Annotated in this window: 21 protein-coding genes and 2 pseudogenes; 5 read left to right on the top strand and 18 right to left on the bottom strand. The window is 42.7% G+C overall.

Annotated elements, in window-relative coordinates:
* Positions 1-82: 82 nt before the first annotated feature.
* Entirely contained in the window at positions 83-694 is a 612-nt protein-coding gene (locus ACWPW6_RS18035) for a DUF1454 family protein (protein ID WP_249999509.1), read from the bottom strand.
* Positions 695-746: 52 nt separating this feature from the next.
* On the opposite strand from ACWPW6_RS18035, the gene ACWPW6_RS18030 reads away from it, so the two are divergent.
* Complete coding sequence (locus ACWPW6_RS18030; RefSeq protein ID WP_154623344.1) at positions 747-1169, top strand: DUF805 domain-containing protein; 423 nt, start codon at positions 747-749, stop codon at positions 1167-1169.
* Positions 1170-1205: 36 nt separating this feature from the next.
* On the opposite strand, the gene fpr is transcribed toward ACWPW6_RS18030, so the two are convergent.
* Entirely contained in the window at positions 1206-1952 is a 747-nt protein-coding gene (fpr, locus tag ACWPW6_RS18025) for a ferredoxin--NADP(+) reductase (protein WP_154623345.1), read from the bottom strand.
* A gap of 390 nt (positions 1953-2342) precedes the next feature.
* On the opposite strand from fpr, the gene emrD reads away from it, so the two are divergent.
* Positions 2343-3527 carry a multidrug efflux MFS transporter EmrD gene (gene emrD / locus ACWPW6_RS18020; protein ID WP_163863350.1) on the top strand — a complete coding sequence of 395 codons (1185 nt, stop codon included), beginning with the start codon at positions 2343-2345 and terminating at the stop codon, positions 3525-3527.
* Positions 3528-3567: 40 nt separating this feature from the next.
* Here emrD and ACWPW6_RS18015 read toward each other — a convergent pair whose 3' ends face one another.
* From ACWPW6_RS18015 to ACWPW6_RS18005, 3 genes are all read right to left on the bottom strand, one after another.
* Entirely contained in the window at positions 3568-8619 is a 5052-nt protein-coding gene (locus ACWPW6_RS18015; protein WP_249999507.1) for a hypothetical protein, read from the bottom strand.
* Between the two features lie 200 nt (positions 8620-8819).
* A complete protein-coding gene (glpK, locus tag ACWPW6_RS18010) occupies positions 8820-10346 on the bottom strand; it encodes a glycerol kinase GlpK (RefSeq protein WP_154622272.1) in 1527 nt (508 codons plus the stop codon).
* A 24-nt stretch (positions 10347-10370) separates the two neighbouring features.
* Positions 10371-11213 carry an MIP/aquaporin family protein gene (locus ACWPW6_RS18005; RefSeq protein ID WP_154622271.1) on the bottom strand — a complete coding sequence of 281 codons (843 nt, stop codon included), beginning with the start codon at positions 11211-11213 and terminating at the stop codon, positions 10371-10373.
* 304 nt (positions 11214-11517) lie between these two features.
* Between ACWPW6_RS18005 and zapB the strand changes: the two genes are divergently transcribed.
* Positions 11518-11757, top strand: coding sequence for a cell division protein ZapB (gene zapB, locus ACWPW6_RS18000; RefSeq protein WP_154622270.1), 240 nt, complete (start codon positions 11518-11520; stop codon positions 11755-11757).
* A 517-nt stretch (positions 11758-12274) separates the two neighbouring features.
* Here the strand turns inward: zapB and rraA are convergent.
* From rraA to ACWPW6_RS17960, 8 genes and pseudogenes are all read right to left on the bottom strand, one after another.
* Complete coding sequence (gene rraA, locus ACWPW6_RS17995; RefSeq protein ID WP_154622269.1) at positions 12275-12799, bottom strand: ribonuclease E activity regulator RraA; 525 nt, start codon at positions 12797-12799, stop codon at positions 12275-12277.
* A 110-nt stretch (positions 12800-12909) separates the two neighbouring features.
* A complete protein-coding gene (locus ACWPW6_RS17990; RefSeq protein ID WP_249999505.1) occupies positions 12910-13830 on the bottom strand; it encodes a 1,4-dihydroxy-2-naphthoate polyprenyltransferase in 921 nt (306 codons plus the stop codon).
* Between the two features lie 229 nt (positions 13831-14059).
* Positions 14060-15394 (bottom strand): HslU--HslV peptidase ATPase subunit, encoded by a 1335-nt coding sequence (gene hslU, locus ACWPW6_RS17985; protein ID WP_154622267.1) that lies wholly within the window; start codon positions 15392-15394, stop codon positions 14060-14062.
* Between the two features lie 11 nt (positions 15395-15405).
* Positions 15406-15936: an ATP-dependent protease subunit HslV gene (gene hslV, locus ACWPW6_RS17980; protein WP_154622266.1), complete on the bottom strand. Its 531-nt coding sequence runs from the start codon at positions 15934-15936 to the stop codon at positions 15406-15408.
* 154 nt (positions 15937-16090) lie between these two features.
* Entirely contained in the window at positions 16091-16909 is an 819-nt protein-coding gene (gene ftsN, locus ACWPW6_RS17975; RefSeq protein ID WP_163863346.1) for a cell division protein FtsN, read from the bottom strand.
* 198 nt (positions 16910-17107) lie between these two features.
* Complete coding sequence (cytR, locus tag ACWPW6_RS17970; protein WP_196714160.1) at positions 17108-18136, bottom strand: DNA-binding transcriptional regulator CytR; 1029 nt, start codon at positions 18134-18136, stop codon at positions 17108-17110.
* Between the two features lie 618 nt (positions 18137-18754).
* Positions 18755-19417 carry a pentapeptide repeat-containing protein gene (locus ACWPW6_RS17965; RefSeq protein WP_249999503.1) on the bottom strand — a complete coding sequence of 221 codons (663 nt, stop codon included), beginning with the start codon at positions 19415-19417 and terminating at the stop codon, positions 18755-18757.
* 456 nt (positions 19418-19873) lie between these two features.
* A pseudogene (locus ACWPW6_RS17960) lies at positions 19874-20308 on the bottom strand (RHS repeat-associated core domain-containing protein); the annotation flags it as partial.
* Between the two features lie 122 nt (positions 20309-20430).
* Between ACWPW6_RS17960 and ACWPW6_RS17955 the strand changes: the two are divergent.
* Positions 20431-20721: pseudogene (locus ACWPW6_RS17955) on the top strand (transposase); the annotation flags it as partial.
* Positions 20722-20901: 180 nt separating this feature from the next.
* Here ACWPW6_RS17955 and ACWPW6_RS17950 read toward each other — a convergent pair.
* Both ACWPW6_RS17950 and priA read right to left on the bottom strand, forming a co-directional pair.
* On the bottom strand, positions 20902-21363 hold the full coding sequence (locus tag ACWPW6_RS17950; RefSeq protein WP_247047161.1) for a hypothetical protein: 462 nt from the start codon (positions 21361-21363) through the stop codon (positions 20902-20904).
* Between the two features lie 86 nt (positions 21364-21449).
* A complete protein-coding gene (gene priA, locus ACWPW6_RS17945; protein WP_154622564.1) occupies positions 21450-23648 on the bottom strand; it encodes a primosomal protein N' in 2199 nt (732 codons plus the stop codon).
* Positions 23649-23865: 217 nt separating this feature from the next.
* Here priA and rpmE point away from each other — a divergent pair, with 217 nt between their 5' ends.
* Positions 23866-24081 (top strand): 50S ribosomal protein L31, encoded by a 216-nt coding sequence (gene rpmE / locus ACWPW6_RS17940; RefSeq protein ID WP_154622565.1) that lies wholly within the window; start codon positions 23866-23868, stop codon positions 24079-24081.
* A gap of 131 nt (positions 24082-24212) precedes the next feature.
* On the opposite strand, the gene ACWPW6_RS17935 is transcribed toward rpmE, so the two are convergent.
* From ACWPW6_RS17935 to metJ, 3 genes are all read right to left on the bottom strand, one after another.
* Positions 24213-24578, bottom strand: a complete 366-nt coding sequence (locus tag ACWPW6_RS17935) for a hypothetical protein (protein WP_249999500.1) — start codon at positions 24576-24578, stop codon at positions 24213-24215.
* A 156-nt stretch (positions 24579-24734) separates the two neighbouring features.
* On the bottom strand, positions 24735-25481 hold the full coding sequence (locus ACWPW6_RS17930) for a hypothetical protein (protein WP_249999498.1): 747 nt from the start codon (positions 25479-25481) through the stop codon (positions 24735-24737).
* A gap of 182 nt (positions 25482-25663) precedes the next feature.
* Positions 25664-25981 carry a met regulon transcriptional regulator MetJ gene (metJ, locus tag ACWPW6_RS17925; protein WP_004924597.1) on the bottom strand — a complete coding sequence of 106 codons (318 nt, stop codon included), beginning with the start codon at positions 25979-25981 and terminating at the stop codon, positions 25664-25666.
* Positions 25982-26234 lie beyond the last annotated feature (253 nt).

Here is a 26234-nt window from a genome sequence, read left to right as displayed (position 1 = left end):
GAGGTGTTAAGTATAAAGAGAATACATAACAATAGCTTTGCTTTTTATCACGCTGCTGACGATTGCTGTGATCCTTATCTATTTAAGGCGCTTCTGTTTCTAGCTTAATCGGTTCAACAGCAAAAGTAAGCACATTATTTTCACTTTTTACTAAAATGTAGCGTAGACCGCCTAAACGAACCTCTTCGGCATGGACGGCATCTTTATTCGCCATAAATTTATTTAATGCGAGGGTTAATTCAGGCGCTTTATCGACAGAAATGTTTGGGTCAAATTGATGGATAATCGCCATAATATAGCGCTCTGCTAATTGCCTATTCGCTTGAGTATCTTGACGCTCTTCTGGCAGTAAAGTGACTTGTAAACTTTTAATCTTTTCGCTTCCACGCTCAAGAACAGCGGATGAATATAGGTGAGCATTAATTCGAGAAGCGGCACGAATATAGGGAGCCGAAATATCTTGGCTCGCTATCACCTTGTATTCATATAGCGGTAACGTCGGATTGGTTTGATTAAACTGGTTACGTAACTGAGGGATAGTGAGGTCGAATGAGGGCGCATCAGGGGCTAAGTAAGCCACTTCAAAGTCCGTGTTAGGCAGTGTCGGTACTTTTTGTGCAAATGTCAGTTGTGGCAAACCAAGTAGAAAAACGGTTATGATGATAGGGATTGAACGGAGTGCGGGTTGTTTCATTTGTTTTGCCACTCATTTTAGGGTTTTTAATAGTGTATCAGGATCTGGTGTAATGACATTACAACAATGGGCCTTCTCCTTCAAAGGGCGAATAGGTCGTCGACCTTTTTGGGCGGGTATCGCCTTATGCTTTATTTTAATGACGGTTATTGTGCTTTTGCAAAATGCATTGCGCTTACCTGAAATCGTAGTGATCGTGTTGTTTGTATTGTTGCTATACCCGTTAGCGGCAATTTTTACCAAACGTCTACATGATAGAGGAAAACCCGGCGGCTGGTTTGCATTAATTATTCTTGCATTTGCCTTGTTTTCCATGGACGTCAGCCAATTAGCACCTGTTTGGCAATGGGGAATTGGGCGTTTTTTACCTCTTTTAATCGCCATGATTATGTTGTTAGACTGTGGTGTTTTTGTCGGGATGGATTCTGAAAATCAATACGGCAAAAAAACACAACCTGTTGATTATCTTTCTTGATCCCCTATATCACGCATTAAGGGGATCTTAGGATGACTACCAATATTGCTCACTGCTGATATGACCCGGTTTACGGCGTAAATGTTTGCGCATATCACGGGTTTTTATCAGTACCTCTCGTGTATCTTTAACCATTTCAGGGTTACCACATAGCATTACGTGGCTGCTAGCAGCATCAAGGGAAACTCCTGTAACGTTTTCGAGCATCTGGTTTTCAATTAATGCAGGCACTCGCCCATATAAAGCGCCTTCACACTGCTCGCGGCTGACAACGGTCACCAAATGGAGCTTTTCTGGGTAGCGCTCGGCTAGCTGTTTCATTAAAGGAAGATAACTTAGGTCTTTTTGATAGCGGACGGCATGTAAAAGGATAATTTTTTCAAAACGCTCAAGATCCTTACCTTCTTGTAAGATAGAGAGAAAAGGGCCTATTGCCGTGCCCGTTGAGAGCATCCAAAGATGCTGGCAGTCAGGGATCTCATCCAAAATAAAGAAACCAGACGCCTCATCAGTGACTTGCAGTGTATCTCCTACACGCAATTGGGCAAGTTTAGGGCTTAATTTCCCGTTAGGGACGACGACAAAGTAGAATTCAAGTCGATCATCGCTGGGAGCATTGACGTAAGAGTAGGCGCGTTGTACACGTTCTCCCTCGATTTCCAAGGCAAGTTTTGCAAATTGACCAGCGATAAAAGGTTTAATGGGGGCATTGATGACTAAGCTAAAGAGTGACTCGGTCCAAAATTTTGCTTCAATAACAGTTCCGTTAACCCAATTGGCCATAAATTTTCACCTCTGAATTTTTTTCAGCTTTGCGACTTATCAGAGTTTCATACTAAATCAGTTTACTATTTGCGCTTATCGATAAAGTGTTCCAGTGAATTATTCTTTTAAATGGTGCACTGCTAAATTTAATGTACAGTTTTATTGCCATATGTGGCGAATTTTGCTGACGTTGGCATGCTAATTAAAATGCTATCCTATCTCGAAAAAAAAATTCAATTTGTTATCTTAGTCGCGCAGCAGCTAACGATGGGATAACGGCTGCTTTATCAAATAAAACAATCGATAACACTCTGGGGTGTTCCCCTGAAATAAAGCTTTCATGTTATTTGTGTCTAATGACACAGCTAGGCTGTGCGCTCAGGATGATAAAATTAGTTTGAGAAGAAAATGAGAAAACTGGAAAATTTTAATTTACTGATCTTGCTGATTGCTTTAGCGGCAGTGGGGCAGATGACGCAGACGGTTTATGTACCTGTCATTGCGGATATTGCCGTGTATTTTGGACAACCGTCCGGCTCTGTGCAACGCGTCATGGCGGCCTATCTCTTTACTTATGGCTTTTCTCAGCTGATCTATGGGCCGTTGTCAGACCGAATTGGTCGCCGTCCCGTGATTTTAGTGGGAATGGTGATCTTTTTACTCTCAACGTTACTGGCTATTTTTGCGCCTACACTGGATATTTTAGTGCTCGCGAGTGGTTTGCAAGGTCTGGGAACTGGCGTCGCCGGTGTTATGGTTCGTACCATGCCACGCGATCTTTATAAAGGCACTTCATTACGCTATGCGAATAGCTTATTAAATATGGGTGTATTAGTGAGTCCTTTAGTGGCACCGATGTTTGGGGGCTTATTAGCCCACTTCTGGGGCTGGCATGCGTGTTATATTTTCTTGTTTGTATTAGGCGCTACTGTACTGTTAAGCATGTATCGCTGGTTGCCTGAAACAAGACCTGTTTCACCAGAAAAACACAAAATGCTCACTTCATACCGTCAATTATTATCAACGGGTTCTTTTGTGTCTTATTTAATCATGTTGATTGGCGCATTAGCGGGTATTGCTGTTTTCGAGGCGAGTAGCGGAGTGTTGATGGGCGGCGTACTGGGTCTTAACAGTATTACTGTCAGTATTTTATTCATTATTCCTATTCCAGCGGCGTTCTTTGGGGCTTGGTATGCAGGGCGTGATGGTAAAAGTTTTTATCAGTTAATGTGGCAATCGGTCATTTGCTGTCTGATAGCTGGCTTAATGATGTGGATCCCTGGTTGGTTTGGCACAATGAATATCTGGACTTTACTGGTACCGGCTTCTGTCTTTTTCTTTGGTGCGGGTATGTTATTCCCGCTTGCTACAACGGGGGCCATGGAACCTTTTCCCTATTTAGCGGGGGCGGCGGGCGCCTTAGTCGGCGGTATGCAAAATGTGGGATCCGGCATAGCAACTTGGGTGTCCGCGTTATTACCCCAAAATGGGCAGTTTAGTTTAGGGTTATTAATGTTCTTGATGTCAGTACTTGTTTTATTGTGTTGGCTGCCATTAGCACATCGCATGGATAGGACTGAACATACGGTATAATCCTCAGTTGCAGGCGGTACGCAATACCGCCTGCTCTAGCTTAGAGAGTTAAAGGCGCAGAAAAATTCTTGGTGCTAGCTGACCACAGTGTGTCGTTTTCTACACGCATATGCAGCGGTGTGTTATCCATCGCAGCAATCAAATCAATGTGTTGATCTCGCTGATTAAAAACAACGGGCCGATTGTAATCTAGCCACTGAGTATTCTCACTGAGCGGTATGGATGTATTTTGGTTTAATATTAATGTATTAGGATGAATATCGTCTTGTAAGTGCCTATCGATATAAACCTTAAGCCCTGTGATAGTTAATTTGGGTGTACTGTCGATATTGCCGATAATCGATAATTGCTCTCCCTGTCGTGATATCATCCATTGCTCTTGGGGAACTTGCTCTTGAATTTGCCCTGAGCCATCATCCAGCAGTAAGGTTAGCCAATAAGTGTATTGTCCTTCTGGCAGTTGCATCGCTGAGATATCCACGGTTTGATTAATATAGGCATCAGACAGCAGTAAACTCTCTGATTCAACATCATAAGCGATTGGCGTTACATATTTATCGATAACCTGCTCTAAGTGATTGATGGGTGAAAATGTGTGTACACCGTGAGGTAAGGCATGTTCTCCCCACGGATCACGTAATGAAAAATATTGTTTTTGCCGCTGCCCATCTTTCACCCAAATAGCACATAACACACTGTCTTGAGTTATTTTCTGTTTGTCGATTTTTCCAGTGGACATATCAATCAACGCGGTGTCTGTTGCTGACCAAAATAGTTTACTGCCTTGCCAATAGTCATCGAGCGTCAGCTGAGGAGTCGGGGATTTGCTATCCCACTGGCTAAATAGGCGGTTTGCCAAAGCATTGGGGTTGTTGTAGGTATAAATGGGCTTATCGAGTTGTTTATCGGTATTGATTTTGGCTAATTCAAGTTTGACGAGTTCCCCTTTGTCAGGAAGATTGAGGTTGATTGTTGTTAAGTCCGTGATCGCTTGTAGATGTTCGGTCAATAGACCATATTGAGTCGCGTAGGTCACTTTAAGTGCATAGTGCATGTCGTCATTGTAAGGCCGACCTGTTGCTGTGATTAAATTATGGTATGGCGCTGGTAGGTGACCACGTGTTCGTATTGGCTTGAGCGTGCTATAGGGGTGAAGCTGACCATTTGGCATGGTTAAGATTGAAGCATTGATCCAATAGACAGGGACATCTCGTTGATGGGCTAATTCATAGGGAGAACTCGTTGGGTAAAACTGCGCGAAATTATCCTCCGTGAGTGTCTCCCATTGATGACTATTATCTGACCAACGCTGATAATAACCGTCACCAGCGAAACCATGATCTTCAATATCTTCACCTTCTAGAGCGTTTGGCTGCCAGCGTAATTTTTGTCTCAGAAATTGTTGTATACGCTGAGTAAAATAATCGGAGTGGGAAGTGAATGCATTAAAAATATCATGGCCTGCATCACTTAGGTAAGGATATAACATAGGCAGCACTTCAGCCACTTGGCCTGTATACGCATTGATGTACTTGTAAGTCATATATGACTGTGCCTGTTGGTCAAATGCGATGTTGAAGCCGTTGTGTTTCTTATCAAATGGGTAAGCCGTGCTAGGCTCCGTAGTATGGTGCAGACCAAATCCATGTCCGTACACTTCGTGCCACATGACATTGGCATAAGCGACACCACTACCTTGGTTTTTCCATGCTAAGCCAAGTAGGCTACTCACGCCTGTCGGGGTCAGTGAATAGTAATTAAAGTCACTATCAAGTCCATTTGTTCTACTGGTTTCGATGCTGCGATGGGAACCCCAAGAAATTTGTTCGCTGTGATGAGGATAAAGGCCGCTTAGCCTATCATAGGTCGGCATAAAAAGTGCTGCACGATGTGTGATTTGTGGCTCGAGAGGTAAAAACTGCGACAAAGCTGGGTAACTATATAAGGTAAATGCGTTAGTGGGCAACTTGGCTGCGGCTTCCATCCCCCAGCTCAGGGGGGAATAGGCATAAACACCTTGTCCATGACGATAAAGGCTATGGTTCGTGACACGCGAAACCATGTCATTGCTTGTGCTAATTTGGGGAGTAAAGATACCGTGGTGATCGGTGTACGGCATCACCACCGGGGTATCGCCTACCAATAATTGCAATTTGATACCCGGTTGTATCCATTGACCTTGAAGCGGAGCCGTATAACTCTGCTGATGCAGCTCATGGCTTTTTATGGTCGGCGTATTTGGAATAACAGGTAATTGCTGAGGTAAATTTTCTGGTCCAGTTAAACGAATTCGCCCAATTTCTTGGTCATCTTTATCCATCACGACTGCGGTAATGTCTGGCGCATTCGCGGAGGATGGGCTTGTGATATCAACTTTTAATAATGCCCAACGATTGGCCGTGAGTACGAAATAGGGGGTATCGGGGCTTTGTAAATGGGTCTGTGCGAGCTGGATGGTGTGAACTTGCATATCTACCGGTACGTGATTGCCACGCGCAGCAGGCTCATGGTAGATCGGATCAGGTAGTGTAAAGACTCTTTTCCCCGGGTAGTTTGTCACAGGGGCATCGTCTGATTGTAGTTGAATCGACATGGGGGCGGAATATTGGCCATTTTTCAAAATGGCCATAAAGTCAAATTGATCGCTCCCTGAAAAAGGACTATCGCTATTTGCCTGATAGAGCCATTCACCTGTTTGATGGTTGAGTCTGACCTTGCCAAATGTTGGCTCCTCAAGTAAACGGTATTCAATAACATCTGGGTGAGTAGGCAATTTTCCCGTTATTGCTCCGATGATCAAAGAGGCGGCTTCTTCTCTATGATTTTCAGCGATAACCAAAGGCAATGTCTGATGTTGCAAACCCAAATTGAAGTTTTCAAGGGAACGCTTTAATGGGTCGAAGAGAGATAGTACCTGCTGATTTTCATCATAGCTTACATGCAGCGATTGGGTCTGCGCTTGGGACCGTAGATAATGCTGTAATTGTGCAACAAATTGCTCGGATGATGTGATCGGTAAGTCAGGCGATTTAAATTCACTCTTTAGCAAATGTGCACGCTTGTCCGTTTCGCCTGCCAGTGATAAAGAAAGATGTGTTAATTCTTTCAGGCTATTCGCATACAGTTTGAAGGTGTGTGTCGTGCCATTTTCATCCTCTGTCGATGCTATGTGTGTGGGATTGATGGATATATGGGCGGTTGGTCGATTTTGTTTCAGTTGAAACTGAGTAAAATAAACATCATCACCTTGAATAATAATATGATTATTTTGATATCTGACGGATACCCTTGTGTCCACGTGGTCGGTGATCCGCTGATTAATATGTTGTTCTATTTCTTGTACTAATGATTGCCATGAAGGGTGAGATGACAGAGGGATATCTTCTAAGATAAAGGGCGTCGTGGCTTCAGGCGTGTGTAGCGTGAGTGAAAAGTACTCAGTTTGAGCAAGCATTTCTTCCGTTAAATTCAGCGTATTTATTGATGTTGAAGGCAACTGAATGGTTTGCTGATAATGAGATTGCCTTAATGAAGGTTCGGTTATTGTCGGAATAGGGTCTGAACTCACTTGAACGTCAGCGGTGTCATACTCTAAGGCGTCATCAGGAACCGGTTTATAGTCTTCACCATGACAAGCTAATTGCCAATAAAGTGCGAAGTGAGGCACTTCCCCCTGTGTCATTATTGTGGCTTGAATAAGGTAGCTTTCACCTGATTTTATATTATGAACTTGATTGCTTTCAGGGTCCTGAATGTGGCTGACTGAATTTATTTGATAAGAGAAGGGCTCTGAACCTCTGCTGGTTAACCATAAGTCACCATCTTCAGGTGCCGTGACTACACCACTAAATAGCCATTGAGTTGGTCGGCTACGAGCAGGTAGGGGATCATTTGAGTTTGCAGAGAGCATATATTCTGCAACTCGCGTTGTTTCGTTAGTCAGCGGATCCCAGTCACTTACGGTCACTTGTAATCCCTTTCTCTTAAGGGTGACCGCCGGAATGGTGATATGTTCTTCATGGTTTTGTTGAGGATGAATGTCACTGATTAATTGTTGAATGGCTAGGCTGGGAACATGATGAGTTGGGCTGTGTAAAATAAAAACACTGCCGCCAGTCAGCTCCATCCAATGGCGGATTAACGCCACTTGTTGTTGATTCGCATTTGCTGGTAATACGACGATGTCATAATGGCGATGCCATTCACCACTGGGGAGTAGGGCATCTGCTAGTTGCTCTGCGGCTCGATGGTCGTTATCTTGCCAATGGTGTGGCGAGTTAAAGCTATCAACAAATAGATTGTGTTTGGTGTGAAAATCAAACCCAGAAAATTGTTCGGTATCGACCGCACTTAATAGGTAAGTTTTGCGGCTTTCATGAGCAATTCGTGGTTTTCCTGCTAACCAACTGATCAATTGAAAGGCCGTATTGCCCATCTTGGAATCGGTTGGACCTTGGTGAGATAATGCAGCGAGTAGTGCTGAATCATCGCGTATTACCGCAACACGACCACGATTCTTGTAATAGCCTAGCTGTAGTTTTTTTTGCTCAACTTCATGCACAATAATGGTATTGATGGCTTCATTTTGCGGATGATCGAGGGGCGTTGTGTTTATATTAGAGGCTTCTCTATGCTGAGGGTGGTGAAGTACATGATCGGGCACCACTTCAAACCCATTTCCAGCATCCCAATAAAAGCGAAATTGTGGCACTAAGCCATCTGTAATGGCGGTAAATCGGATGGGGTATTGTTCCCCTGATTTGAGATGGTCGACGGTGATACCATCAGCGATTTGTTGTTGGCTTAAGTCGATTTTTTGCTGATTGATTTCAAGCGATAACGGTGTGTTATGCTGATCAACCATGAAGAGATATTTTCCATCCCGTGGCACATTGAGTACTCCCTCATAAACCCACTGGCTTTGAGAGGGCCTTGCCGTTAAAGGCGTCGTGTTATTTCTTAAATCCGAAATGGCAACAGATTGTGTCATAACAGGGAGATTTGGATCTGCCATATCATAAACAAACGCTAACAAACCAGATTCATTTTTTTCTTCTTGTGGTAAAGATACGGCCTCTTTTTGGTTATCCATAACCTATCTCCGTTGTTGAACAGTGGCTTTTATTCCCTATAAAATCAATTGGATATTTTAAGTTATTAAAATGTGGCGTCTAATTTATTATTAATATACTAATAAGCTAATTATTTAATTAATCGATGGCGCGGTCATATAAAAAAGGCAACACCGAAGTGTTGCCTTTTTGTATGGGTTAGTGAAACGTGGCGTGAAAACTAGGCGCGATCTTCCCACTCTTGCGCTCTTGCAACCGCCTTCTTCCATCCTTCATATTTATAATTACGTTCTGTTGTTTCAATCCCCGGTTTGAAGACGCGTTCGATGCTTGCTTTTGATTGCAGTTCATCAAGGCTATTCCAAAAACCAACGGCTAAGCCGGCTAGGTACGCGGCACCTAAAGCGGTGCTCTCACGCACTTGAGGACGCTCAACAGAAGTCCCTAAAATATCCGCTTGGAATTGCATTAAGAAGTTGTTTGCGACCGCACCGCCATCAACACGTAGCGCTGCAAGGCGTGTTTCAGCATCCGCTTGCATTGCATCCAACACATCACGAGTTTGGTAAGCGATGGACTCCAGTGTGGCACGAATAATATGATTACGGTTTGCACCACGTGTTAAGCCAAAAATAGCCCCACGAGCATACGGATCCCAGTATGGTGCCCCTAAGCCAGTAAAAGCAGGTACAACGTAGACACCGTTACTGTCTTTGACTTTGGTGGCGAAATACTCGGAGTCAGTCGATTCATCGATCAGCTTCAACTCATCTCGTAGCCATTGAATGGATGCACCACCGACGAAAACAGCCCCTTCCAGTGCATAATTGACTTCACCTCTTGGACCACAAGCGATTGTGGTAAGTAGGCCATGGTTTGAACGAACCGCAGTTTCACCCGTATTCATCAATAAGAAACAACCGGTGCCATAGGTATTTTTTGCCATACCCTGTTTCACGCATAATTGGCCATAGAGTGCTGCTTGTTGGTCACCAGCCATACCTGAAATAGGAATACGTGTTCCACCTTTACCACCGATGTTAGTTTGCCCATAAACCTCAGATGATGGACGAACCTCGGGTAGCATTGCTCGTGGAATATTTAAGGCTTTTAAAATCTTATCATCCCATTCCAGATTGCGGATATTGAACATCATGGTACGGGAAGCATTGGTATAATCTGTTACGTGAACACGCCCTTGCGTCATTTTCCAGACAAGCCAAGTATCGACTGTACCAAATAGCAGTTCTCCTTTTTCAGCACGTTCACGTGCCCCTTCCACATGGTCCAAAATCCATTTGACCTTGGTGCCGGAGAAGTATGGGTCAACAACCAGCCCAGTGTTTTGACGAATATACTCTTCTAGTTCCCGATCATTTTGTTTGAGATGCGTACAAAAATCAGCGGTACGGCGGCACTGCCAAACAATGGCATTATAAATTGGCTTACCTGTCGCTTTTTCCCAAACAATGGTTGTTTCACGTTGGTTGGTGATCCCGATACCCGCAACTTCGTCGGTACGAATATCTGCTTTCGCCAAGACTTCAATCAGTGTTGAGCTTTGTGATGCCCAGATTTCCATCGGGTCATGTTCTACCCAGCCTGGCTTAGGGTAGATTTGGGTGAATTCACGTTGAGAAATACTGATAATGTTGGCGTCGTGATCGAGTACAACGGCCCGCGAACTGGTTGTTCCCTGATCAAGAGCGACAATATATTTTTTCTCGATATTTGTTTCTGTTGTCATAATTTAAACCTGTTCCGGTGATGATTAAACGTTTTTACTCGCTGTTTTTGATTGCTCGTCTTTTTTCGTATGAATGAAACCGGGTAAATGACGAGTAATCAGCATGCGATAACCAAATGCACCAATTAACGCACCTACAATAGGAGCAATTAATGGGACAAGAAAATAAGGAATTTCACGGCCACCCGTGAGCGCAATGTCTCCCCAACCAGCAAAATAGGCGACGACTTTAGGGCCAAAATCACGAGCTGGGTTTAAGGCAAATCCTGTCAGTGGTCCGAAAGAGCCACCAATAACAGCGATTAATATACCAATTAGAAGAGGTGCTAAAGGACCGCGTGGAATACCATTACCATCGTCAGTGAGTGCCAAGATTAGGCAAAGTAGAATCGCGGCGATAACGACTTCAATAAAGAAGGCATGCATTTCGCTTAGCTGTGGTGCTGGGTAAGTGGAGAAAACACCCGCAGTAAAGAGACTCTCTTGTGTGCCGCGAACAATGTGATGAACTTGGTCGTAGTCAATGAATACAGGGGAGTACATGGCGTAAACTAAGGCAGCAGCAAAAAAGCCGCCTAACATTTGCGCAACAATATAAGGGGCAACTTTATGTCTTTCGAAACTCGCGAATAACCATAATGCGATGGTTACAGCTGGGTTAAGGTGAGCTCCGGAAATACCGGCTGTTAGATATACAGCGAGAGCAACACCAAAGCCCCAAATAATACTGATTTCCCAGAGACCGAGTTGTGCTCCCGCGATACGGACGGCAGCAACGCAGCCTAATCCGAAGAATACGATGAGTGCAGTACCTAAAAATTCTGATATGCACTGACCTGTAAGTGTAGTTGTGGTCGTTTGGCTCATATCTTTCTATCCTACGAAAATTAAAATTATTGTAATGTTTTTCAGATTAAGATCTTCAAAGTGAAAACCTATAGTGTAAATTTATCGTTAATGAGCGCAAACGAGAAATATCGAAATTGAAATATGTGTGTTACATCACCAAAACGAAAAAGAACGACCAAAAATAGTGACGTAATCGACCTTTACAATGTGATCCGACCAGTGTTTTAAAATAAGTGATTAAGGGAATCAGAGTCAAGCTACTAGACACAGGGGATCATGCTACTTACAATCGATAATAAAGCTTACATGGGAGGTTAGAAGAATGTCATTTGAAGTATTTGAGAAATTAGAAGCAAAAGTCCAACAAGCGATTGATACAATCACATTGTTGCAAATGGAAATCGATGAACTGAAAGATAAAAATAGTGCACTCGTTCAAGAACTCGATAACGCGAAATCAGGTACTGAGTCACTCGTACGTGAAAATGAACAACTGAAACAAGAGCAGCAGACTTGGCAAGAAAAGTTGCGTGGGTTGCTCGGCAAAATGGAAGAAGTTTAAATACCCGTTATGTTTCGCGCCGCAGCAGTGCTGGCATCTCTCGGTTGCCTGATGCATATCTAGTGTATGTTCATCGGGGTCACTTGCGAATCGCTGCCTAGCTGCAACTCGAATAATTTAGGGTATTCAGTTAACGAGTTTCAATTCGTTAGAGCGGTATGTTTATTCATCAAGATAACAGTAATTTGGTGTTTAACGGCAACACAGGCTAGTTAGAGCGTTATACATTCAAGACGTTATGACGCCGTGTATGTTTGCCGTTATAGCTTGTGATGGCGACCCAGTTACAATACGAACGGTGTAGAGTATTTGGGAGAGTAATGGCTTTAATCCTTTATAGCTGTTACTGATACTTGTAGGTGACATATTGGCATTAAAAGCTGACATGCTTGATGGGGTAGTGAGATTAACACCGCTACCCTTTGTGATATAGATACAGCAAAACGTGTTCTACCGAAAAGAAGGGCCGATATCATCATCGGCCCTTCTTTTTTAATGGAATTTGTTTATTTAAGGCCTAGAGGTCTTCATCGTCAATGACTTCAAAACCTGCACTATCCTGCGTTGCAAGAGGCTCTTCTGACAGAATAATGCCTGTATTATCGGCATAAAGGTAGTCACCAGAGAAGAAGGTAACGCCGCCAAAATTAACGCGGATATCACTTTCTCCAATCCCTTCATCTGGGCAACCGCTCGGTATTGCAGCAATGGCTTGAATACCCAGATCGAGCTCCATCAATGCATCCACTTGGCGTACAGCACCGTATATCACAATGCCTTCCCAGTGGTTATCGACCGCTAATCTAGCGAGCTCTGCATCAATGAGTGCTTTACGCACAGAACCGCCCCCATCGACGAGGAGAATACGGCCATGGCCATCTTCTTCCAGCAAATCATACAGTAGGCCATTGTCTTCAAAGCACTTAACCGTAATGATTTGACCGCCAAATGAAGTACGCCCACCAAAATTGGAAAATAGAGGCTCTACCACATTGACGCTTTCTTGGTAGATATCACAGAGTTCGGAAGTATCATATTTCATAGTGTATAGGTCTTTTTTTGCTGCAAGAGAGATAAAGTATATCCCTTTTAAGAGGTGATTGGCAAAATTCACCTCTTAAAAATAGGGGAGTCGAGTCAAAAAATAAGCAATTATTTACTCAATACTACACCGATAGAAAAGAGAACGTTAGTGAATAGTGCTGCTTTCACCATGTTTTCTAGCATCGGACGCATGCCTTCGGGTGTCGGATCACTGAGTACACGGCGAATATGATTCATCAACATAGGCACCGCCAGTAAAAATAACCAGCCGGCCCAACCGTGCAGATACAGTAAATTAAAGAAAGCTAGGCATAAAATCGCGATAATAATGATAGCTGCGTGATAGATCCTCGCACCTTGAGGGCCTAAACGTACCGCGAGGGTATTTTTGCCCGCTTTAATATCATTTTCGATATCGCGCATATTGTTAATATTGAGCACTGCAACTGAAAGTAATCCACATGCCGTTGCAGGTAAAAACGTGATCATATTAAAGCTGTTGGATTGCAAATAATATGTGCCAATAACACTGAGCCAGCCGAAGAAAATAAGAACAGAAATATCCCCTAAGCCTAGGTAACCATAAGGTTTTTTACCAACGGTATAGGTGATTGCCGCAACAATTGCAACTAACCCTAACACTAAGAAGCCGATAGCGTCTTCTGGTTTTTCACAAGCGACTATAATTAACAGCAGCCCTGAAATACAGGCAGCGATAATATTAATTTTGAGCGCTTTTTTCATCTCTGCTTGGGTGATGACCCCTTTTTGCATGCCACGCAAAGGGCCTATACGTTCGGCAGTGTCAGAGCCTTTCACGGCATCGCCGTAATCATTAGCAAGGTTAGACAATATTTGCAGTAAACCTGCTGTAATTAGTGCTAAAAGGGCAACTGGCCACTTAAACGTGCCCATTAAATAGGTTAACGCAGAGCCAGTGATAATCGCAATCACCCCTAGAGGCAGGGTTTTAGGGCGTAAACTTTCTAGCCAGGCCTGCTTACGGCTAATAGAAGTAGATGAGCTCATTCAATAATTTCACAGGTTTGTTATGTTCAATATCATTAATAAGCCCTCACATGACATACCTTATGACTCTCGTTTCATGAGAGCGTCCTCATGGACAGCATAGGTCATGGTTTTGTGAGAAGCTGAATATTTGCTGCTTAATCTCATATTATAAAGTACAACGATGAATCACCGTTGTACTTTATTAGATGCATATTAAGGATACATGAAAACCTGATAATTAATAAGCTTATAAAATAAATCTACTCAGATCTTCATCAGCCACTAATTCATCTAGGTGTTGTCTGACGTATGCCGCGTCAATGTGAATGGTTTGACCGTTACGTTCACTCGCATCATAGGAGATATCCTCCATTAGACGCTCTAAAACAGTATGTAAGCGACGAGCACCAATATTTTCAGTCGACTCATTCACTTGCCATGCGGCTTCTGCAATGCGGCGAATACCATCTTCTGTGAACTCAATTGTGACACCTTCTGTTGCCATTAAGGCTTTGTATTGTTCAGTCAGCGAGGCATTTGGCTCCGTCAGAATACGTACAAAGTCTTCTGTCGTCAGTGCTTGTAGTTCAACTCGAATTGGCAAACGACCCTGTAATTCAGGGATCAGGTCAGAAGGGCTAGAGACTTGGAATGCCCCAGAAGCGATAAACAGAATATGATCTGTTTTGACCATGCCATGCTTAGTCGAAACAGTACACCCTTCGATCAATGGCAGTAAGTCACGCTGGACACCTTCACGGGAAACATCAGGGCCGGAGCTTTGTCCACCTCGTTTACAGATTTTATCGAACTCATCGATAAATACGATGCCGTGTTGCTCAACCGCTTCGATAGCCTGCTCTTTCAACTCTTCAGGGTTGACTAACTTGGCTGCTTCTTCTTCAACCAAAAGTTTAAAAGCTTCTTTTATCGTCATCTTACGTGCTTTTTGTTTTTGGCCCGCAAGGTTTTGAAACATAGATTGCAGCTGATTAGTCATCTCTTCCATACCTGGAGGAGCCATGATTTCAACGCCCATTGGCGCGGCAGCAACTTCAATTTCAATTTCTTTATCGTCTAACTGGCCTTCACGTAGTTTTTTACGGAAAGATTGACGCGCTGGTGAGTGCCCATCAACAGGCTCTGATTGGCCCCAGTTATTTTTTGCTGGTGGAATCAAGACATCGAGAATACGCTCTTCGGCTAATTCTTCTGCACGATACCGATTTTTTTCGATAGATTGCTGACGTACCATTTTGACAGCAGAGTCTGCGAGGTCACGGATGATAGAGTCTACTTCTTTACCAACATAGCCAACTTCAGTGAATTTTGTTGCTTCAACTTTGATGAAGGGGGCATTAGCAAGCTTTGCCAGACGGCGTGCAATTTCCGTTTTACCAACACCAGTTGGTCCAATCATTAAAATATTTTTTGGCGTGACTTCATGGCGCAACGTTTCATTCAGTTGCATACGACGCCAACGGTTACGCAGGGCGATTGCGACAGAACGTTTTGCCTTATTTTGACCAATAATATGGTTATCAAGTTCGCTAACTATTTCGCGTGGAGTCATTTCGGACATACAGGCAATCCTTATGATTTTGAAGAAATTTCTTCAAAGTTGACATTGTGGTTGGTATAGATACAGATATCACCGGCGATAGACAGTGCTTTTTCAGCAATTTCACGAGCACTTAAGTCGGTATTTTCAAGTAATGCGCGTGCAGCGGCTTGTGCATATGAGCCACCTGAACCTATAGCAATTAAATCATTCTCTGGCTGAACGACATCACCATTCCCTGTAATAATGAGGGAGGTATGTTCATCAGCAACAGCAAGTAGCGCTTCGAGTTTGCGTAGCATGCGGTCAGTACGCCAATCTTTTGCTAGCTCAACAGCAGCTTTAGTTAAATGGCCTTGATGTAGCTCAAGCTTGCGCTCAAACAACTCAAAAAGAGTGAATGCGTCAGCAGTGCCACCGGCAAATCCGGCAATAACTTTGTCGTTATATAAGCGACGAACTTTGCGGACATTGCCTTTCATGACGGTATTACCCATCGTCGCCTGCCCATCTCCACCAATTACGACCTGGCCATTACGGCGAACACTTACGATTGTTGTCATGAGTTAGCCCCTGGTTTTATGACGAAAAAATGCGGCGTATTAATTTTCCCAATTACCGACCTTCTTAAATCGGTAACTGGAAATAAACAAAATGCTGTAATAGCCGCTCTTGATAGTACGTTACAACAGTACATGGGGGAGGGGATTATATTTTTCAACCCCCAGAGGCACGAAGAATACAACCAGAAACACCGACGCTACTTGCTCGATCGCGCATTTTTTCTGCTGTTGCCTTAGAATAAGGGCCAAGCACAATACGATGCCAACCACCACCAACAGTGATTCTGCTCTCGATTCCCGAGAATGCGAGAGTGGCTCGGACAGATTCAGCCTGCTCGGCAGTACGGAAAGAGCCACATTGTACGAGCATATTTTGTAAATTATTGGCTGGCTTACTTTCAGATTGTGCAGGTGACGACTGCGCTGGTTGTGTAGAACGCGTCTCTGTTTTTGTCTCAGGTGGCGTTGTAGGCTTGTGCCGCACGGGTGGACTCACCGGCTGAGTTGGCTCATTGATGATCACTTGTGAGCGCGGTACAGGCTGCCCGTTATAAGGAACCTCCTGTAAATTGGTTACAGGACCACGTCTATCTGAATCAATTTGCTCCAAGAGCTGACGCTGTTCAGGTGTCAGATCGGATGGACGCATAATATTGCCATTCTGGCTGTTTGGTTGCTGAATATTTGGCGTATCAACACCACGTCGTTCCAGCTCTTTAATATAGCGCCAGCGCTCCTCGGGTTTTGGCGGCAGAGTATTGGTCGGCGCTGACGGTGGATTAGCCCCCACATTCTGCGGCGACTCTTTTTTATTTTGAGTGATATAGAAAAGGCCACCAACAAATAAAACCACAATGCCGACGGCAACGACCAATGTCGTTATCGGCAGTCCTTGTGCTTTCTTTGATTTACCTTTACTGGTTTTTCGGCGGGCTGGTGACCGCCCACGAGCTACATAATCTTTTTGTGCCACGCTGTTAATTCACTAGTTTATTGAGTGTCTGTGATTATTCAGTTTTATACTTGCATATCTCAAGCTGTAGTTGATTCGTTAGGCTGATTGACAATAATGGCCTATTGTTGCAGGCATTTCACTATTGTTCGGATCACCACTTAAGCTGCACCTTGAATAAGTTAGGACATACATGTTACTTAACCTGAACGACTTTGCCTAGCTTTTAGGCGCTTTTGCACTCTCTCTGATGATTAAATCAGAATCTAGGAGGCGAGAACCCGGAGTGACACTATTACCCTGTAGTTGTTCAAGCAGCAATAACATAGCATGTCGACCAATTTCATCTCGGGGATGGTTAATGGTTGTTAATGCCGGCAGTGTATACTTGGCTTGTTCTAAATTATCAAACCCGACGATAGATAAATCGTCAGGTAGCGTTAAACCTAATTTTTTAGCCTGCCACATGGCGCCGATTGCCATAATATCGCTATGACAAAAAATAGCGGTAGGAGGTTCCGGTAGCGATAGCAGAGTTTTGACTGCTTCAGCGCCACTTTCATGGGTAAAATCGCCTCGAACAATATAATATTCCCGCAATTTTTCGCCAGTACGTAGCATCGCTTTTTTATAACCTTCTAAACGATATTGGCTGTGAGGCATATGCTCAGGCCCTGCAATACATGCAATGCGCTTATGACCTAATTTTTGTAAATAATGGGTGGCATTAAAGGCTGATGTTAGGTTATCGATATGAACAGTCGGTAATTTTAATTCAGGCGAGAATTCGTTAGCCATAACGATTGGCGGTAAATTTTTTTGTTCTTCTGCGGATACATCAAACGGTAAGTTCGACCCTAACAGTACCATCCCATCGATTTGCTTTGTGATGATTAGATTAATAAAAGCGTTTTCTTGCTTTTGCTGATGTTTGCAGTCACCAATCAGTACAAAATAGCCTTCTTGTGCGGCAACTTTTTCAAGTCCACAAATAACATCACTAAAAAAAGGGTCGCTAATATCAGGCACTATCGCCAAGATCGTTTTCGATTCGTTACGTTTGTAGCTTCTCGCTAGGCTGTGTGGATAATAGCCCACGTCCATCACTGCTTGCTCGACTTTTTGACGAGTTTGTAATGAGACCTTTTCAGGCGTCATTAATGTTCTAGAGACAGTCGCCGTTGATACGCCCGCTGCTTTAGCAACATCTTTCATGGTTGCAGTAGCATTTTGTTGTTTTTGTTCCACAACGCCTTCCTTACGTTTAGTTAATCGATTGCTTTTTTGAATGGCGCAAAGACGTCATCGCTTCAAGTAACGAGTTATTCTAATTGGTTTAACAATAATATCTGTTACCTAGTTTACATAAAAACTGTGACTCACGTCATTTTTTAGAGCTGGTTCGCAAATATTGAAAATAGTTAGCATAAAGTTTCTGAATAAAAAGGAGGGATAATATCTGGTGAGTCAGTTTGTATGATTGCAGGTGATCGCAGGAAAAAAGTGCGGCTATTTGCATATCAAAAGAGGCTGGGAACGGTCGAGCCATGTCGAGTGTGATTCACGGTCATTGCAATAACATAAGCAGCACTTCAAACGGGTAGGCTTTGCTTACTGTTAAACTCACCGGTAGGGCGGGCCTGACGCTGTAAATTCCCCCAAACACCCTATTGGCCTTGCTAAACGATATTACCTTTATTCTTGGTAAGAACCTCTGACACGCCATTCAACCTATCGTGAGTATTTTAGAAAATCTATAAAATCAATGAATTTTACTTACTGGAAATAAGTGTTTTTACGCAAGTAAACACAATAATCTACATGTCGAATACATAATCAGAATTTATCTATGATGTTTAGAATATTTTATAAAAATTTTAAATTATCAGACACAGAGCAGCTCATGATCTGAAGCTCAGAAGGTTTAGTCTTAACAAATGTACTACCTGAGATATTTGAGGAAGACATAATTGCATTATCAAATATACAGTCTTCAAAATAGCAGTTGTAAAAATTACATTTTTTTAAACTAGCATTAGTGAAATCACATTTGATAAATTTTTTACCATTGGCTAAAACATCTTTCATGTCGGAGTTAATAAACTGACAGGAAAAAAAATCAGCATTTAATTTTGATGACTCAAATTTTGCTCCACTGAAATTACATTTTGTAAATTTTTCAGCCAAGTTAGCAGGCATCTGTGAACCAATAAAGTTGCAATCTTCAAGTATCGAACTAATAAATCCAGTTACTCCTCTTGATGGTCCGTACTTATCTTTATTACCACTTATTACCCGTGAATAAGAAAAATCAATATTTGAGATATAGTGGTAATGAATAGGCTCTCTAAAAACAAATCCTCTAAAATCTAGTTTATTATTATCGGTGGACCCAAAAGGAGCCATATTCCAACGAGCATTAATAATATTTTTGTCTCTCCAATCTTCCTTTTTAAACATGGCGTTTATCTTAAAGTTCAGCTCATCAGTCCATCTCTCTACCATTTCTTTTTTTAATTTATTATTCATATAAAATAACCTCTATTGATAAAGAATATTAATCAACCAATCCGTAACATCGTCAATATTATATTTACTCATTTTAGATGCTTGCCCCGAAGTAGTTATATCAAATACAGCTACTTTTCCGTTTGGTAGTTCGAAATGATAATCTGGGCGTAAGCTCCCCCACCATGAACCTGTTTTATTTCTGATAATACCTTCAAGATATCTATTGTTAACGGTTAATTTGTCCGTTATTTGCTGAATAGCATTCCCGCTAGCAACATTTTTTAACCACTGGGGTATATGTTGATTATTTGCCCAATTTTGATATATCTTTCCCCATGCAGTATTCATATGACCACCGCGGTCAAGATATTTACTTGCTCTCTGCACTGCGTAATCAAGTTCTCTCGCTGCTCGATCAACTTTTTGATTTCCGCCTAACCCTTTTCCACCTGAAGTTTTTCCAGAACACACCCAACCCCACGGGTCCACCCATGTCAGTGGATTTGGCGCATACTGGTACAGATTGAACCCACCCGCTAACCCGATGGGGTCTTGCTGGGTAAAGCGGCCTAAATCTGGGGCGTAGTACCTGAAGGTATTGTAGTGCAGGCCAGTTTCTTTGTCGAAGTATTGCCCTTGAAAACGCAAGTTTTGTTCACTGTTAAACTCACCGGTAGGGCGGGCCTGACGCTGTAAATACCCCCAAACACCATACTAACCTTGCCAAACGAGATGATCGTCACTGTTGGTGAGCGCCTCCGGCAATCCGTTTAAGCCACTGTGCGTGTAATAGATGGCGCACCGTGGATTGGCGGGGGTATCCGTGCACTCAATACGGGCTAAGGAGGTATAACTGTGGTCATTGTACGCATGGTACACCGTGGTGTGCGGTTTGGTGTCTAAATGCTGGGTTAATTACCCTAAAAGGTCATACTGATCGCTGTTATAGAACCCGTACCCTGAAGTAGAAATATAGCGTTGAAGCTCCTTTTGGGCTGGATTTATGCAATAATTGCCTGTTATCAATTGTTATTAGCAAAAGTTGGTATGCGCATTGGGAAAACGTAAATATATTTTTTGTTTACCCTGATGATATCCGCAAAGCCATTTATACCACGAATACCATCGAGTCACTAAATAGCGTTATTCGTCATGCGATTAAGAAACATAAGGTATTCCCCAGCGATGATTGAGTGCGTAAAGTGATTTACTTAGCGATTGAATCAGCTTCTAAAAAATGGAGCATACCAATTCAAAACTGGAAACAGGCAATGAGCCGTTTTATTATTACGTTTGGCGACCGCCTAGACGGTCACCTTTAATGAAAGGCAAATACACAGAATTATTTACAGGGTCTAATACCTCGGCAGTTTCTTATTTAAGAGATAATAGTTTAAAATCAAGAAAAGTATGATCAAATTTTACCGATAATAATTTTTCTTTAAAACTTTCAGATATCACGATATTAAACGCATCATTCCATTCATACAAACGAAAGGCATCTAAGTTTTTAGGTATCTTACTTTTATAAATAACAGGTTCAATAAAAAACGCCCACGCTTTGACTCCCATGTTTCTGGAATATATCCCACAGGCCAGTGATCAACTTTAGAATGTTCCCAATCAACACAATCAATGTAATTAAATACATGCATCAATATATATTTTAAATGACTATCTCTATTAATAATTGGTATTGGCTGGACGCCGTTAACGTCAAAATCATCTGTACAAAAAATACTGCCATTAAATGCTAAGAATCTAGAGCCTGTTGAGGTAACTGGGGGAATCTTACCCTGACTTAATATATCGAAATATAAAACACCATTAAATCTCTCTTGGATAGCTGATAGTTTTACATCATTTAATTCATTTCCTTTATCATCTAAAAAAAGTGGGCTTGGGTTCATATAACCTTTCCACTTTTTACTTGCAGGATTTATACCCAACTTATAATAATTCATTATTTATTAACCTTCGTCAATATATCATTAAGCCAAGAGCCTGGAGTGATAGCGTCAACTCTCAGTTTTTCTATATTTACTATCACCTAACAGTCAGTGGGATCCACGTCAATATTCCACTTCACTTTGCGGCTTTCTGGTTGGCTCTGCAATTCAGGCAAAATTTGTGCGACAAATTGCTGCAAATAACCTCGTGATGGGTGTTGTAATAATAATTGCCAGCGAAAGCGACCACCTCGCTTAGCTTGGATCGATGGGGTAGGGCCTAAAATCCATAAACGGGGATCACTTTGCGGGTGTTCAGTAATATATTGGCGAACGTTTTGTAAAAATTGCCGAGCATCCTGATTATTGTGATCTTCTGAACGCAATAAAATATGGCTAGAAAACGGTGGTAGCATAGCGATGCGCCGCTCTTCCATCGCTTCTTGAGTAAATGCCTCATAGCCATTTTCTAACAGCGTTAGTAATAGTGGGTGCTCGGGGTGATGTGTTTGCAAAAATACTTCACCTTGTTTACCCGCGCGGCCTGCTCGTCCAGAAACTTGAACATAGAGTTGAGCAAATCGCTCGGCGGCTCTAAAGTCACTTGAAAACAGGGCGCCATCCACATCCAATAAAGCGACCAGCGTGACATCGGGAAAATGATGGCCTTTTGCCAACATTTGTGTGCCAATCAAAATTCGTGCCCCACCAGCATGTACTTCATTTAAATGCTGTTCAAGTTCCCCTTTACGGCTGGTGGTATCACGGTCAATACGCGTGACAGGTATGTCAGGGAATAATTCATTGATGCCTTCTTCCAATTGCTCTGTCCCCATACCAACAGGCACAAGGTGTGTTGAGCCGCAGTGTGGGCATTGGCGAGGCACGGGACGTTGGCTATCACAATGATGGCAGCGTAGCTGACGGAAATTTTGGTGTAAGGTGTAATAGTGATCGCAGCGTTGGCATTCCGCTATCCAGCCACATTCATGGCAGAGCAATGCGGGTGAGTAGCCTCGGCGATTTAAAAACAAAATAACCTGATTATTTTGCGCTAAATGCTGCTGAATATGCTTAATCAATAAATGGGATAAACCAAATTTAAGCGGTTGACCTTTTAAATCAATCAGATGTTGTGTCGCAGGACGCGCATTGCCTGCTCGTAATGTTAAATTGAGTTGGCGATACTTTTTTTGCTGAACATTGGATAACGTTTCTAAAGAAGGCGTTGCTGTTCCCATGATAATCGGGATATTTTCTTTTTTAGCGCGGAAGACGGCGAGATCGCGCGCATGGTAACGCCAGCCATCCTGTTGTTTGTAAGAGTTGTCGTGCTCTTCATCAATAATAATGATGCCTAAACGAGCGAAAGGGGTAAACAGAGCGGAACGAGTTCCTATCACAATAGCGTTACTGCCTTGCTTCGCACGTAGCCACACGGCAAGGCGCTCACTATCATTTAATCCTGAATGGAGTACGTCCACGGGAGCATTAAATCGCTCTCGAAAACGGCTAATTGTTTGTGGGGTTAAGCCAATTTCAGGAACTAAAACCAGTGCTTGCTTACCTTGAGCGAGAATGTTTTCGAGTACGCTGAGATAAACCTCCGTTTTACCTGAACCAGTAATGCCGGCAAGAAGCCAAGGTGAAAAATGGTCATCTTCGGCACGAATAGCCCCAACAGCGGTAGCCTGTTCACTGTTTAAGCGTAGGCGTTCACCACTGACAGCAAATTGTGATTGCCATTTTTCAGTGATAGGTTGAACTGGATATAGCTCAATATATTCTTTCTTTTTCAGTGATTGTAATGCGCTTTCACTTAATTCTAATTCAGCGACTTGGTGACGATATACGGAGCGGCGGCGTAACAATGCTAACGCTTGTTGCTGTTTTGGTGAACGTTTTAATTCATTAAGGTCAAGTGCGCTGCCTTGTGGTGTTATCTGCCATTGCCAAATAGGTGAAAACTCCGCTGCCTTACCCTGTCGTAATAGAATGGGCAGAGCATGAAACAACACTTCGCCAATGGGGTAGTGATAATATTGTGCAGACCATAGTAATAGCTGCCATAAGTCATCAGGGAATAGCGTTTCTTTATCGAGAACAAGCTCAATGGTTTTTAACTGATCTTCAGATAGTTCACTTGTATGGCTGTGATTGACCACCACGCCGAGCGCTTGGCGCTTTCCAAAAGGCACCATGACACGGCCACCTATGGGGGGAATGGGCATGTTGTCGGCTAAGCGATAGTCAAATGCACGATTTAAAGGAACAGGTAAAGCCACCTGAACGACGATCATAACTGGAGTTCCGTCTAGTTTTTATGCAATAATAGTTTAATTATTTTGTTAGAGTACCATAAAAACTACGTGGTTTTCATTGCGCGATAAACAGATTTTCTGTATGATCCGCCGCCTTTGGTATCTAATTTTGCCAATAAATCATTTTAATCAACACGACGTGTGGTGTCCGGCGTTAGGGCTGGAATGGCGACACGGCCTTAATAGAGGTTTTCCCATGAAAAAAGGTATTCACCCTAAATACGAAGAAGTTACTGCAACCTGCTCTTGCGGTAATGTTATGAAAATTAATTCAACAGCAGGTCACTCGCTGAACCTGGACGTTTGTGGTAGCTGCCACCCATTCTACACTGGTAAACAGCGTGACGTTGCTACTGGTGGTCGTGTTGATCGCTTTAACCAACGTTTCAGCATCCCAGGTTCTAAGAAGTAATCAAACCTGTGAAATGCGAAGAAAGGGAAACTTAGTTTCCCTTTTTTTATGCGCGTAATATGGCTGAAAATCATTTAACGCCTTCCAGTCATTGGGTTCTTACTTGTGATAGGAGATCGACATTGACACTGTCATATTGTCGTCCGTTTGTTGCCAACCGACACGGGGCATATTGTTGAGTTCTGAGTGACGTTAATATTGAGTCCAGCAACTGTGTAAGGGTTAACAGTACGCTCATCATCTTTATCATAGGCATACGCATCAATATAAGGGATGTAACCCGTAAACGCATCACGGTCACTGTTGAGTTTAATCTCTGTAGCCACTTCTCCATCCACTGAAAACATCTCATGAATATCATGTTTGATATCCATTCCTAATTGCAGATCGGTGAGTTTGTTACCGATACGGCCATATTCTGCTGTAAATTCAGCATGTTTGGTTTTGGTATAGCGGTTACGGCGGCTATTTTTATAGGATAAAGTGACTTCAGGCATTCGCTGAGTTTGAGGCGTTACGGGAATACCATAACCAATACTGAGTTTTTTCTGCGTTTAAGAACGGGTCTTTAATGTCAATATGGGGATTATTAATCGGTTGATGGTACGCAAAATTAGCGTATGGGGTGATACGCTAATTGCGTGATGTCGCGATTAATACTTACGGCAGGGAGCCGGTGCGTATTGTGTATTAGCTGGGAACGGATTAGCTTCACATGCAGGTAAGGTTTCCTGTACTTCAAAAAAAGCGAGGCCAATCACGCCAATATTTCGAGCATCACCTTGTACGTTTTGATTCACGTAGGATGATTCAGGTGCTGCAAAACGAAATGCGGCAACGTGCTGACTATTCTTGCGAAAGCCTTCGATTGTCAGTTTCTTTCCTGGTCGAATTAAATAGCCTCTATTTCGGTAAGCGCCTGCTTGTCCATTGAGGACATCAAGGCCATCAACAGTAGTGACCACCTCATAGGTTCTATTTTTATCATTGTTAGTGATTTGTAGCGTATAACGCATCCCCTCTGTTGCTGGCAGTTTATATCCCTTTTGGGAATGGCGGTACATTGGCATGGCGTGTTTATTTTCATCGAGTATTTGGATCTCGAGAGGAGATGCGGCGATATAAGTTTGTGTTGCAATATGCTTTGGTACCGCTTCACCTTGATAATAAATAGTGGCGGCATCATAAGGTGTCTCTGTGAGGCGGCTGGCTGTCACACCCTGTACGGCAGAGTGAATATCTTCCCCCCACTGTGTGCCTAACGTTTTTGCGGTTGACGTTGGTTGGGGTTCCTGTGTTGCCGTAGAATTGATTGCTTGGCGTGGGTAAGAAGAGCATCCCGCTGTGAACAGCAAAACACTACTGAGTAGAACAAATGAAGCCTGAGCGTATAAACCCATGGAGATTAACCTTTGTGCCTTTATAATTGATAGAGGAAAAACTCACTACAAGTATAAATAAACACAAAAAAGAGGGACTGGGGGGAGTCTGAAATATAAATAAATAGGAATAATCGCCCCTTATCCTACCGATTAAAAACCTTAATCTGCAATCAAGGCAAGTAGGATAAGGGGAAAGAGAATTAATATTCCCAAGTTTCTGGGTCAATACCAAGTTCGCGCATGATCTCTTTTGCTGCTTCAGGGATTTCATCACTACGCTCTTTACGCAAATCTTCATCATTTGGCAGAGGCTGTCCCGTGAAGGCGTGTAAGAAAGCTTCACACAGCAACTCACTGTTGGTTGCATGACGCAAGTTATTGATCTGTCTGCGAGTACGCTCATCAGTTAAAATTTTCAGTACCTTTAATGGGATCGATACTGTGATTTTTTTTACTTGCTCACTTTTTTTGCCATGTTCAGCATACGGACTGATATATTCACCGTTCCATTCAGCCATGAGTTACCTTGGTTAGTTTCATTGATAATAAAAAATAATATGCCCGTAATCTTTCCAAGAACAAGATATTTGTGTTCTTGAATGTAAAACCAGCATAGTCAGTTAGAATCTGCATAAAATATAATAATTTCTTTTGAAAATTATTATGTTAATTCATTTTGTACAAATTACAAACAATTTACGCATAATCTTTAGGGATGATTATTTCATTAGTTAGTATAAACGTAAAGAAGTTTGGACGTCTAGATATATT

This window comes from Providencia sp. Marseille-Q8014 (genome assembly GCF_965112055.1).
The sequence above is the reverse complement of the archived record's forward strand: the minus strand, read 5'-3'. Positions and strand labels throughout refer to the sequence as shown.

Excerpts from the sequence above, each read along its gene's own strand:
- ACWPW6_RS18035 (WP_249999509.1), bottom strand. The coding sequence starts at position 694 with ATGAAACAACCCGCACTCCGTTCAATCCCTATCATCATAACCGTTTTT.
- ACWPW6_RS18030 (WP_154623344.1), top strand. The coding sequence starts at position 747 with ATGACATTACAACAATGGGCCTTCTCCTTCAAAGGGCGAATAGGTCGT.
- fpr (WP_154623345.1), bottom strand. The coding sequence starts at position 1,952 with ATGGCCAATTGGGTTAACGGAACTGTTATTGAAGCAAAATTTTGGACC.
- emrD (WP_163863350.1), top strand. The coding sequence starts at position 2,343 with ATGAGAAAACTGGAAAATTTTAATTTACTGATCTTGCTGATTGCTTTA.
- ACWPW6_RS18015 (WP_249999507.1), bottom strand. The coding sequence starts at position 8,619 with ATGGATAACCAAAAAGAGGCCGTATCTTTACCACAAGAAGAAAAAAAT.
- glpK (WP_154622272.1), bottom strand. The coding sequence starts at position 10,346 with ATGACAACAGAAACAAATATCGAGAAAAAATATATTGTCGCTCTTGAT.
- ACWPW6_RS18005 (WP_154622271.1), bottom strand. The coding sequence starts at position 11,213 with ATGAGCCAAACGACCACAACTACACTTACAGGTCAGTGCATATCAGAA.
- zapB (WP_154622270.1), top strand. The coding sequence starts at position 11,518 with ATGTCATTTGAAGTATTTGAGAAATTAGAAGCAAAAGTCCAACAAGCG.
- rraA (WP_154622269.1), bottom strand. The coding sequence starts at position 12,799 with ATGAAATATGATACTTCCGAACTCTGTGATATCTACCAAGAAAGCGTC.
- ACWPW6_RS17990 (WP_249999505.1), bottom strand. The coding sequence starts at position 13,830 with ATGAGCTCATCTACTTCTATTAGCCGTAAGCAGGCCTGGCTAGAAAGT.
- hslU (WP_154622267.1), bottom strand. The coding sequence starts at position 15,394 with ATGTCCGAAATGACTCCACGCGAAATAGTTAGCGAACTTGATAACCAT.
- hslV (WP_154622266.1), bottom strand. The coding sequence starts at position 15,936 with ATGACAACAATCGTAAGTGTTCGCCGTAATGGCCAGGTCGTAATTGGT.
- ACWPW6_RS17965 (WP_249999503.1), bottom strand. The coding sequence starts at position 19,417 with ATGAATAATAAATTAAAAAAAGAAATGGTAGAGAGATGGACTGATGAG.
- ACWPW6_RS17950 (WP_247047161.1), bottom strand. The coding sequence starts at position 21,363 with ATGAATTATTATAAGTTGGGTATAAATCCTGCAAGTAAAAAGTGGAAA.
- priA (WP_154622564.1), bottom strand. The coding sequence starts at position 23,648 with ATGATCGTCGTTCAGGTGGCTTTACCTGTTCCTTTAAATCGTGCATTT.
- rpmE (WP_154622565.1), top strand. The coding sequence starts at position 23,866 with ATGAAAAAAGGTATTCACCCTAAATACGAAGAAGTTACTGCAACCTGC.
- ACWPW6_RS17935 (WP_249999500.1), bottom strand. The coding sequence starts at position 24,578 with ATGCCTGAAGTCACTTTATCCTATAAAAATAGCCGCCGTAACCGCTAT.
- ACWPW6_RS17930 (WP_249999498.1), bottom strand. The coding sequence starts at position 25,481 with ATGGGTTTATACGCTCAGGCTTCATTTGTTCTACTCAGTAGTGTTTTG.
- metJ (WP_004924597.1), bottom strand. The coding sequence starts at position 25,981 with ATGGCTGAATGGAACGGTGAATATATCAGTCCGTATGCTGAACATGGC.